The organism is Actinomadura soli, assembly GCF_005889715.1.
In the GTDB taxonomy this organism is placed as follows: Bacteria; Actinomycetota; Actinomycetes; order Streptosporangiales; family Streptosporangiaceae; genus Spirillospora; species Spirillospora soli.
This window is the reverse complement of the sequence record NZ_VCKW01000287.1, coordinates 1-9,729: the sequence shown is the minus strand read 5'-3', so window position 1 is coordinate 9,729 and position 9,729 is coordinate 1. Positions and strand designations below refer to the sequence as shown.

Sequence of the window (9,729 nt, the reverse complement as noted above, 5' to 3'; positions counted from 1 at the left end):
GGCTTGGCCTCTTCGAGCATCGCCTCGAACGCCTGGGTCACCGAGGGGTCGACCGGCTGGAGCTCGGGGTCGTCGGCGTCGGACTTGAGCTCGCCGAGCCACTCCATCGAGGGCTCGTCCGGGGACTCCCCGGTCGCTCGCGCGGGGGGCTGGGGCCGTTGCTCGCTCATGCGGTGACCAAACTCTTGACGATCGAGGTGAAGAAGCCGAGCCCGTCGGTGGACGGGCCGGTCAGAGACTCCACGGCGTGCTCGGGGTGGGGCATGAGACCGACGACGTTTCCGGCCTCGTTGCAGATGCCGGCGATGTCGTCGAGGGAGCCGTTGGGGTTCAGGTCGACGTAGCGGGCGACGATCCGGCCGGTGTCGGCCAGTTCGGTCAGGGTCTCGCGGTCGGCGGTGTAGCGGCCGTCGCGGTTCTTGACCGGGATCACGAGCTCCTGGCCTTCCCGGTAGTCGGCGGTCCATGCGGTGGCGGCGTTCTCGACCCGGAGCCGCTGGTCGCGGCATACGAAGTGCAGGCCCGCGTTCGGCAGCAGCGCCCCGGGCAGCAGGTGCGACTCGCACAGTACCTGGAAGCCGTTGCAGATCCCGAGGACCGGGAGGCCGGCGCCGGCGGCGGCGACCAGCTCGGTCATCAGCGGGGCGAACCGGGCGATCGCCCCGGCGCGCAGGTAGTCCCCGTAGGAGAACCCGCCGGGCAGGACGACGGCGTCGACCCCCCGCAGGTCGTGGTCGCCGTGCCACAGGGCGACCGGCTCGGCGCCGGACAGCCGCACGGCGCGTGCGGCGTCCTTGTCGTCGAGCGAACCAGGGAAGGTGATGATCCCGACCCGGGCAGCGTCCATCTCTTCTGTTCCTCCGAAATGAGGGGCGGCCGGGACGGGCGGGTCGTACCGCCGATCACCCCGATGCGCGTCGATTCTCCCCCGCGCGCGTACCAATCTACCCGGCGTTGTGCATGAGGCTGCGGTCGAGGCGCCGTACCAGGGCCCCGTCACGCCAGGTCAGCCGCTTCCGCAGGTGGACGACGGTGCCCCTGTCCGGCATGGAGTCGATGTCCAGATCGTCCACCAGCGCACGCATGATCTTAATGCCGCGCCCGGATTCGCTCAAAATCCCCCGCTCCTCGGGGGCCGGCCTGGGCGCGCGGCCCCGGTCCATGATCGCGAGGGTGCAGACGCCCTCGTCCACCCGCCCGGCGACCTCGTAGTCGCCGGTGGCGCGGGCGTGCTGGACGACGTTCGTACACGCCTCGGAGGCGGCGACCAGGACGTCGTCAACGCAGTCTTCGGAGACGCCCAGCCCGCGCAGCGCGTCCCCCACCACCCGCCGGACCACCGGGATGCTCAGCGCCTCGCAGGGCAGCGAGAGCGAGAACCTCATATCCACCCGGACACCTCGTGTCCGCTCCAGGCTTGCCGACCGTTCCCCCGGTCCCGGAGCGTGCTCGACGACTCGACGCAGCTAACAGTTCCCCGGCGGAATCTTCCGTAATCGCTATAGTCGCGGGTCTTTCACAGGCATCTCGTTGGCACGCTCTAAGCCGGACCACCGTCTGGAACGCACCAATGCCATCCGGAATCGAACGGCATTCTCCGCCATTTCCACGTCAGGGCGCCCGGAACAGCGAGAACGCCTGATACGTGCGGAGCCTTTTGGAACGCTAGAGGACGCGCAGCTCGTAGTTCTCGATGACGGGGTTCGCCAGCAGCGTCTCGGCGATCTTGCCGACCCGCTCCAGCGCCGCCTCGTCGGCCTCGCCCTCCAGCTCCACCTCGAACCGCTTGCCCTGCCGGACGGCGACGATCCCGTCGAACCCGAGCTGCGGCAGCTTCCGGGCGATGGCCTGCCCTTGCGGGTCGAGGATCTCCGGCTTGAGCATGACGTCGACGACGACACGCGCCACGGCAGCCCCCTCACTCATCAGCGGTTTTCCTTACGATCCTGAAGCGTACGGCACCATGGCCCATCACGGCCCACCCCGCCCCGTCCACCCGCACCCCCGGAGCCGCCCAATGAACGTCGAGGACCTGACCCCGCCGGAGCGGCGCCTGTGGGAGGCGTTCCCGAAGGGCGAATCCGTCGACCTGTCGTCCGGCGACCCCTCGTTCGACGACACCGGGCAGGCCGACCGCTGGGGGCATGACCGGGTGGTCAGGGCCGAGGTCCTCGTGGCGCTGCTCGTCGGGGCGCTGGAGCCGGAGCCGGGGCAGGTCGCGGCCGTCCGGCTGGCGGGGGCCCGCGTCACCGGTTCACTGAACCTCGGCCACGCGGACGTGAGCGTCCCGCTGGCGCTCACCGGCTGCTCGTTCGACGAGGCGCCGCACCTGTACTGGGCGAGCATGAACAGCGTCCATCTGATGCGCTGCCGGCTGCCGGGGCTGATCGCGTCCGGGACGCGGGTGGACGGGCATCTGTGGCTGGAGGGCAGCCGGATCTCCGGCGGGCTGTGGCTGGACGGGGCCAACATCACCGGCATCCTGAACATGTCGGGCGTCCAGCTGAGCAACCCGGGCGGGGACGCGCTGCTCGCCGACCGTCTCACGGTCGAGGCGAACGTCTACTGCGACCAGGGGTTCACCTCGAACGGGGAGGTCCGGCTGCCCGGTGCCCGGATCGGCGGCCAGCTCATCCTGCGGGGCGCGCGGCTGAGCAACCCGTCCGGGCCCGCCCTGTACGCGAGCCGCCTGGACGTCGCCGCCAACGTGTTCTGCGACGGCGGGTTCACCGCCGAGGGCGAGGTCCGGCTGCGCGGCGCCAGCGTCGGCGGGTACCTGTCGTTCGTCGGCGCGCGGCTGTCCGCGCCGGGGCGCACCGCGCTGAACGCCGACGACCTGACCGTCGAGACCGACATCTACTGCTCGGACGGCTTCACCGCCATCGGCGCCGTCAGCTTCTCCGGCGCCCGCGTCACCGGCCAGCTCAGCCTGCGCGACGCCCGGCTGCGGCACGACCAGGGGACGGCCCTCAGCCTGCAGCGCGTCCAGGCGGAGGAGCTGCTGCTGCGCACCGCCGAGCCGATCCAGGGCACCGCCGACCTGTCCTACGCCCGCATCAACCTGCTGCGGGACGACGCCGCGTCCTGGCCGGAGCGCCTCCAGCTCGACGGCCTGCAGTACGAGACGCTCGAACCGCCGCTGACCGCCCGCCAGCGCCTCGACTGGCTGCGCCGCGACACCGACGGCTACGCCCCGCAGCCCTACGAGCGCCTCGCCCAGACCTACCGGGCCCTCGGCCTGGACGCCGACGGCCGATACGTCCTGCTGGCCAAGGCCCGCGACCGCCGCAGGACGCAGGGCCCCTCCCGCAAGATCGTCGGCTGGTTGCAGGACGCTCTGGTCGGCTACGGCTACCGCCCGTTCCGCGCGGCGAGCTGGCTGATCGGCCTGCTCGCGTTCGGGACGATCGTCTTCTCGCTCCACAAGCCGGCCGTCCTGGACGACGGCCAGCGCCCGCACTTCAACGCGTTCTTCTACACCCTGGACCTCATCCTGCCGATCGGCACGCTCGGGCAGGAGATGGCGTTCGCGCCCGAGGGCGTCTACCAGTGGATCGCCAACTTCATCGTCGCGGCCGGGCTCGTCCTCGGGCTGACCGTCGCGGCGGGCGTGACCAGGGCACTCTCCCGCGAGTAGGCGGCGCATCGCCGCCCGGCCGGGTGGTGTGCGTCACGTTTGCGTCAAGGGTCCGGCGTGGGGGTAGGTGTCCCGGTGATGAGCCGAGCGGAGCTCGTCCATTGAATGGTGGTGGGCGGGGGCTGGAGGACGGTAGGACTTGCATCGCGGGGTGTGAGGTCTGCCACGATGGCATAAGCGGCTTTCGTCCCTTACCGGGGGCCGGGGCCGTGGAAATCGGCCGCTCGCGCGGCGATCCCGCGCGCCGGCCCCGAACGAGGAGTGTCATCGATGACGATCGACTCCGTGCGAGGCGTGCCCGATACCCCGGAGCCGGCCGAGCCCGAACTCGTCCAGCTGCTCACCCCCGAGGGGGAGCGCGTCGAGCATCCCGACTACCCCCTGGACCTCAGCGCCGAGGAGGTACGCGACCTCTATCGCGATCTGGTGATCGTCCGGCGGCTCGACCTGGAGTCCGTGGCGCTGACCCGGCAGGGCGAGGTGGGCCTCTGGCCCTCGCTGCTGGGCCAGGAGGCCGCGCAGATCGGCTCCGGGCGCGCGCTGTCCGAGAACGACATGGTCTTCCCGACCTACCGGGAGCACGGCGTCGCCTGGTGCCGGGGCGTGGACCATCTCAACATGATCGGGCTGTTCCGCGGCGTCAGCCACGGCGGCTGGGACCCCACCGAGCACAACTTCCACCTGTACACGGTCGTGATCGGCAGCCAGACGCTGCACGCGACCGGCTACGCGATGGGCGTCCAGCGGGACGGCGTCCTCGGCACGCCGTCGGCGGCCGCGACCATCGCGTACTTCGGCGACGGGGCGACCTCGCAGGGCGACGTGCACGAGTCGTTCGTCTTCGCGACCGTGTTCAACGCGCCGATCGTGTTCTTCTGCCAGAACAACCAGTGGGCCATTTCCGAGCCGCTTGAGAAGCAGTCGCGGATCCCGCTCTACCGCAGGGCGCAGGGCTACGGGTTCCCCGGCCTGCGGGTGGACGGGAACGACGTGTTCGCCTGCCTCGCCGTGACCAGGAAGGCCCTGGAGAACGCCCGGACGGGCCAGGGCCCGACGCTCATCGAGGCGTTCACCTACCGGATGGGCGCCCACACCACGACGGACGACCCCACGCGCTACCGGCTGAAGGCCGAAGAAGAGGCGTGGAAGCTGAAAGACCCGATCGAACGCGTCAAGGCGTATCTGGTCCGCAACGACCTCGCGGAGACGGGTTTCTTCGAAAAGGTCGAGGACGAGGCCAAGCAGATGGGCAGGGAACTGCGCGACGGGTGCCTGTCGATGCCCGATCCCGGGCCCCTGGCGATGTTCGAGAACGTTTACGCGGAGCCGCATCCGTTGATGACCGAGGAGCAGGAGCAGTTCGCCGCCTATCTGGCGTCGTTCGAGGAGGAGTCCCGATGACTACGCTCACCCTCGGAAAGGCCATGAACGAGGGCCTTCGCAAAGCCATGGAGAACGACCCGAAAGTCCTCGTCATGGGCGAGGACGTCGGGAAGCTCGGCGGGGTGTTCCGCATCACCGACGGGCTGCAGAAGGACTTCGGCGAGGAACGCGTCATCGACACGCCGCTGGCCGAGTCCGGCATCGTCGGGACGGCGATCGGCCTCGCGCTGCGCGGCTACCGGCCGGTGGTGGAGATCCAGTTCGACGGGTTCGTGTTCCCGGCCGCCGACCAGATCATCACGCAGCTCGCGAAGCTGCGGATGCGGTCGCTCGGGTCGCTGGAGCTGCCCGTCGTCGTCCGGATCCCGTGGGGCGGCGGGATCGGCGCGGTGGAGCACCACTCGGAGTCGCCCGAGGCGTACTTCACGCACACCGCCGGGCTGCGCGTCGTGGCGTGCTCGAACCCGCTGGACGCGTTCGCGATGATCCAGCAGGCGATCGCCTCGCCCGACCCGGTGATCTTCTTCGAGCCGAAGCGGCGGTACTGGGACAAGGCCGAGGTGGACGTCGAGTCGGCGCCGGCGGACTGGGCGCCGCTGCACGAGGCGCGGGTCGTCCAGCCGGGCGAGCACGCGACCGTCCTCGCGTACGGGCCGTCGGTGAAGACGTGCCTGGAGGCCGCCGCCGCGGCCGCCGAGGAGGGGCGGTCGCTGGAGGTCATCGACCTGCGCTCGCTCAACCCGCTCGACATCGGCACCGTCGTCGACTCGGTGAACCGGACGGGACGCTGCGTCGTCGTCCACGAGGCGCCCGTGTTCAGCGGGTTCGGCGCCGAGCTGGCCGCGCGGATCACCGAGCGGTGCTTCTACCGGCTGGAGTCGCCGGTGCTGCGGGTCGGCGGGTTCTCCGCGCCGTACCCGCCGTCCCGTAACGAGGACCATTACCTGCCCGACCTCGACCGCATCCTGGACGCGGTCGACCGGACCTTCGCGTGGTGACGCCGGTGAGCCAGCCGAAGATCTTCAACCTGCCGGACGTGGGCGAGGGCCTGACCGAGGCCGAGATCGTCAGGTGGCACGTCCAGCCCGGCGACACGGTCGAGATCAACCAGACCATCGTCGAGATCGAGACCGCCAAGGCGATCGTGGAGCTGCCCTGCCCGTTCGAGGGCGTGGTGACGGAGCTGATGGTCACCGAGGGCGCGACCGTGGACGTCGGCTCCCCGATCATCTCCGTGGACGCCGAGGCCGAGGGCGGTGTGGCGACGCCGGTGTCGGAGCCTCCGGCGCAGGCCGCGGCGATGCAGGAGACGGAGGGCGTGCCGACCGCGAACGAGCCGGGGATCGTGTCGCCGGAGTCGCCGCCGAAGCGCACGCCCGTGCTCGTCGGGTACGGCGTGAAGGAAGGGGCGACGAAGCGGCGCCCGCGCAGGCAGGCGAACGGCGCACCGCCGCCGCCCGCCGACGCCCCCGTCCAGCGGGCCGCTCCTCCGGCTCCCGCTCCGCCGGCTCCGGCGCCCGCGCCGCAGGCACCGCCGCCGCCGACGGCTCGTCCACAGGCTGTGGACAACGGGTTGCCGCTGGCGAAACCGCCGGTCCGGAAGATGGCGAAGGACCTCGGGATCGACCTCGCGACGATCACGGGGTCGGGCCCGCAGGGCTCGATCACCCGCGACGACGTCCTCGCCGCGCAGTCCGGAGCCGCGCGGCCCGAGGCGGCGCCGGCCGTGCCCGCCCAGGCGGGGGCGCGCGAGGAGCGGATGCCGGTCAAGGGCGTCCGGAAGGCGACCGCGGCGGCGATGTCCGGCTCGGCGTTCACCGCGCCGCACGTCACCGAGTTCCTCCAGGTGGACGTGACCCGGACGATGGAGACCGTGAAACGCCTCCGCGAGCTGCCCGAGTTCGCGGACGTGAAGGTCTCCCCGCTGCTGCTGGTCGCGCGGGCGCTGCTCACGGCCGTGGCGCGGAACCCGCAGGTGAACTCCACGTGGGTGGACGGCCCGTCCGGCGCGGAGATCGTCGTCAAGCGGTACGTGAACCTGGGGATCGCGGCGGCCACCGACCGGGGCCTGATCGTCCCGAAGGTCAAGGAGGCGCAGGACCTCGACCTGCCAGGGCTGGCCCGCGCGCTGCAGGAGCTGACGGACAAGGCGCGGGCGGGCAAGGCGTCCCCGGCCGACCTGTCCGACGGGACGATCACGATCACGAACGTCGGCGTGTTCGGCGTGGACGCCGGGACGCCGATCCTCACCCCCGGCGAGGCCGCGATCCTGGCGTTCGGCCAGATCCGCGACCTGCCGTGGGTGCACGAGGGCGAGCTGGCGATCCGGAAGGTCACCACGCTCTCGCTGTCGTTCGACCACCGGATCGTGGACGGCGAGCTGGGGTCGCGGGTCCTCCGCGACGTCGGCGCCATGCTGGAGGACCCGGTCCGCATGCTGGCCTGGGGCTGAACGGGCAACGGACTGTCGGAGGGGCCGGTGCCGCGCGCGGCACCGGCCCTTCGGGCTCGTCGGGCTAGCGGTTCACGGTCGGCCCAGGGGGTTCAGGGGCGGGGCGGGTTGTCCCCGTCGTACATGCGCTCGTCGCGCTGTTTCGAGGGGAACCGCGGGCCGCGCTGCTGCATGCGGGACATCATCAGCAGCTGGAGCAGGAACGTCGCCCCGCCGACGATGATCAGGATGACGCCGATGATGTGGATGTCCACCGGGTCGGTCATCGCATCCGGCTTGATCGCGAACTTCAGGATCAGCCCGAGCGTGATCGTGAAAACACTGACACCGAGACCCATCGATGACCTCCGCCAGACGATCCGTGTCCGTGCTCTTTAACTATCCGTTCAGATCGTCCGTCACACGTCACGAGATCGGCAATCGCCGCCCGGTGTCCGTCCACCGCGGGCCTACGAGACGGGGATCTGGTTGAACTTCCCGAAGGGCCCCGCGTCGAGGGCGACCGACGTGACGTGCCCCGGCGGCGCCGGCAGGTAGACGAAGCCGCGGACGGGCTGGTTCACGGCGGTGCGGAACACGGCGCGTCCGGGGTCGACGTAGGCGCTGGGGCCGCTCGGCGTCCGGGGGCCGATGCGGACGGCGCGGTACACGTCCTTCCCGCCCGGGACCTGGATGGAGAAGGACGTGAACACGCCGCCCGGGTAGTCCGCGTGCGCGTAGGAGGCGTCCTGCGGGGTGGCTCCGGGGCCTTCGTTCACGATCTCGAACACGGCGACGATGTAGGCGCCGTCCCGGTAGAACGGCTTGACGTCCAGGCGGCGTTTCGCCGTGCCGAAGCGGCCGGAGCGGCTGGCGACGATCTTCCCGTCCTGCGCCCGGAAGACGCTCGGCGCGCCCGGCGCACCCGTGGCACCTGATCCGCCCGTGCTGCCCGGCGCGCTCGACCCGCTCGACCCGCTCGGCGCGTCCGGCAAGATCGGCCCGCTCGGCGTCGTCTGTTTGAGCTGGTAGGAGATCTCGACGCGGCGGTTGCGGGCGCGGGCCCTGGCGTCGCCGGCGCCGCCTTCCCTGGCGACCGGCTCGGCCGCTCCCTTGCCGCGCGCGGTGTAGGTGAAGCCGCTCCCGAGCCGCGACTTCAGCTCCTTCATCACGGCGTCGGCGCGCTGCTGCGACAGTTTCTGGTTCTGCGAAGCGTCGCCCTTGGTGTCGGTGTGCCCGGCGAGCGTCACCGGGCCCGCCGCCTTCGCCTTGAGCTGCTGCGCGGCCTCGTCCAGGACGGCCTTCGCGCGGCTCGACAGCTTCGCCGAGCCGGTGCCGAACAGCACGTCGGCGCGCAGGTCTACCGTCACGGCCGAGCCGCTGGACGCGACGTCCTTGATCTCGCTCTCCGTGAGCTCGTACAGGTCGGCGGGATTGCCCGCGCCGGTCACCGGAGGCGTGGCCCCCGGAGGCGGCGTGGTTCCGGTGGACGGCGTCGCCCCGGGAGACGTCGAATTCGGCCTCGACGTCGTCGGCAACGGCGACGGCGCAAAGGCGGCATACGGATCGAACCCGCCGGACGGCGTTGACGACGGCCCCGCGGCCAGGTCGTCCGGCTGCCCGAATCCCCAGGTCGGCACGCCGCTCCCTGAGGGCGGGGAGAACCCGGGCGGTGGCGAGAACCCAGGCGGCGGGGAGAAACCTGGCGGGGGCGAGAACCCGGGTGGGGGCGAGAAGCCGTTGGACGGCACGGAGCCGCCGGGCGACGCGGACGAACCGCTCGTCACCGGTATCCCCGTGAACTCGCCCGCCGTGCCCGGCGTGATCACCGTGACCTTCTGGACGTCCCGCGGAAGCACCGGATACTCCGCCACCATCTCGCGGGCGGCGCCCGGCGCGAACGCGGCGCCGCTCGTCGAGCCGGTGGGCCTGTAGAGCCTGCGCCCGACCGGGTCGAGCAGCTCGATGGCGAACGGGACGGACTTCGTGGCCGTGTCCAGCGACGTCACGGTGTAGCGCAGCACCGCCTTGGCCGGCTGCCGCTCGACGCCCTTGACCTCGACGCGCGCGCGCAGCCCGTCCGCGCTCCCGAACCAGCCCTCCTTCGCGAACCCCGCGGTGACGGCGGGGGACCCGCCCACACCCACCGTCGGCGGGTCGCTCATCTCCGCCTTGCCGGCGTCGGCGCAGCCGGCGATCAGAACGAGCCCGGGGAGGGTGACGGCGAGAGGCAGAGCACGCATCGGTCATCCGGTCAGGGGGAGGGGCCAGGGGGAGC

9 protein-coding genes are annotated in these 9,729 nt (G+C 71.5%); 4 read left to right on the top strand and 5 right to left on the bottom strand.

Going from position 1 to position 9,729, the window contains the following annotated elements; all coding sequences use genetic code 11:
- Window positions 1–166 precede the first annotated feature (166 nt).
- The 3 genes from purQ to purS form a co-directional block, all read right to left on the bottom strand.
- Window positions 167–847, bottom strand: coding sequence for a phosphoribosylformylglycinamidine synthase subunit PurQ (gene purQ, locus ETD83_RS35285; protein WP_138649547.1), 681 nt, complete (start codon window positions 845–847; stop codon window positions 167–169).
- A 97-nt stretch (window positions 848–944) separates the two neighbouring features.
- Window positions 945–1,385 carry an ATP-binding protein gene (locus ETD83_RS35280; protein WP_230421393.1) on the bottom strand — a complete coding sequence of 147 codons (441 nt, stop codon included), beginning with the start codon at window positions 1,383–1,385 and terminating at the stop codon, window positions 945–947.
- A 280-nt stretch (window positions 1,386–1,665) separates the two neighbouring features.
- Window positions 1,666–1,908: a phosphoribosylformylglycinamidine synthase subunit PurS gene (gene purS / locus ETD83_RS35275; protein ID WP_171064619.1), complete on the bottom strand. Its 243-nt coding sequence runs from the start codon at window positions 1,906–1,908 to the stop codon at window positions 1,666–1,668.
- A gap of 109 nt (window positions 1,909–2,017) precedes the next feature.
- Between purS and ETD83_RS35270 the strand changes: the two genes are divergently transcribed.
- From ETD83_RS35270 to ETD83_RS35255, 4 genes are all read left to right on the top strand, one after another.
- On the top strand, window positions 2,018–3,637 hold the full coding sequence (locus ETD83_RS35270; protein ID WP_138649545.1) for a hypothetical protein: 1,620 nt from the start codon (window positions 2,018–2,020) through the stop codon (window positions 3,635–3,637).
- 270 nt (window positions 3,638–3,907) lie between these two features.
- A complete protein-coding gene (pdhA, locus tag ETD83_RS35265) occupies window positions 3,908–5,038 on the top strand; it encodes a pyruvate dehydrogenase (acetyl-transferring) E1 component subunit alpha (RefSeq protein ID WP_138649544.1) in 1,131 nt (376 codons plus the stop codon).
- Window positions 5,035–6,018 carry an alpha-ketoacid dehydrogenase subunit beta gene (locus tag ETD83_RS35260; protein ID WP_138649543.1) on the top strand — a complete coding sequence of 328 codons (984 nt, stop codon included), beginning with the start codon at window positions 5,035–5,037 and terminating at the stop codon, window positions 6,016–6,018. The genes pdhA and ETD83_RS35260 overlap by 4 nt, the downstream gene beginning before the upstream one ends.
- A gap of 5 nt (window positions 6,019–6,023) precedes the next feature.
- Window positions 6,024–7,472 (top strand): dihydrolipoamide acetyltransferase family protein, encoded by a 1,449-nt coding sequence (locus tag ETD83_RS35255; protein ID WP_138649542.1) that lies wholly within the window; start codon window positions 6,024–6,026, stop codon window positions 7,470–7,472.
- Window positions 7,473–7,564: 92 nt separating this feature from the next.
- Here the strand turns inward: ETD83_RS35255 and ETD83_RS35250 are convergent, their stop codons facing one another.
- Window positions 7,565–7,831, bottom strand: a complete 267-nt coding sequence (locus ETD83_RS35250; RefSeq protein WP_268920535.1) for a DUF6458 family protein — start codon at window positions 7,829–7,831, stop codon at window positions 7,565–7,567.
- A 90-nt stretch (window positions 7,832–7,921) separates the two neighbouring features.
- A complete protein-coding gene (locus ETD83_RS43095; RefSeq protein ID WP_171064617.1) occupies window positions 7,922–9,694 on the bottom strand; it encodes an OmpA family protein in 1,773 nt (590 codons plus the stop codon).
- Window positions 9,695–9,729: the final 35 nt, after the last annotated feature.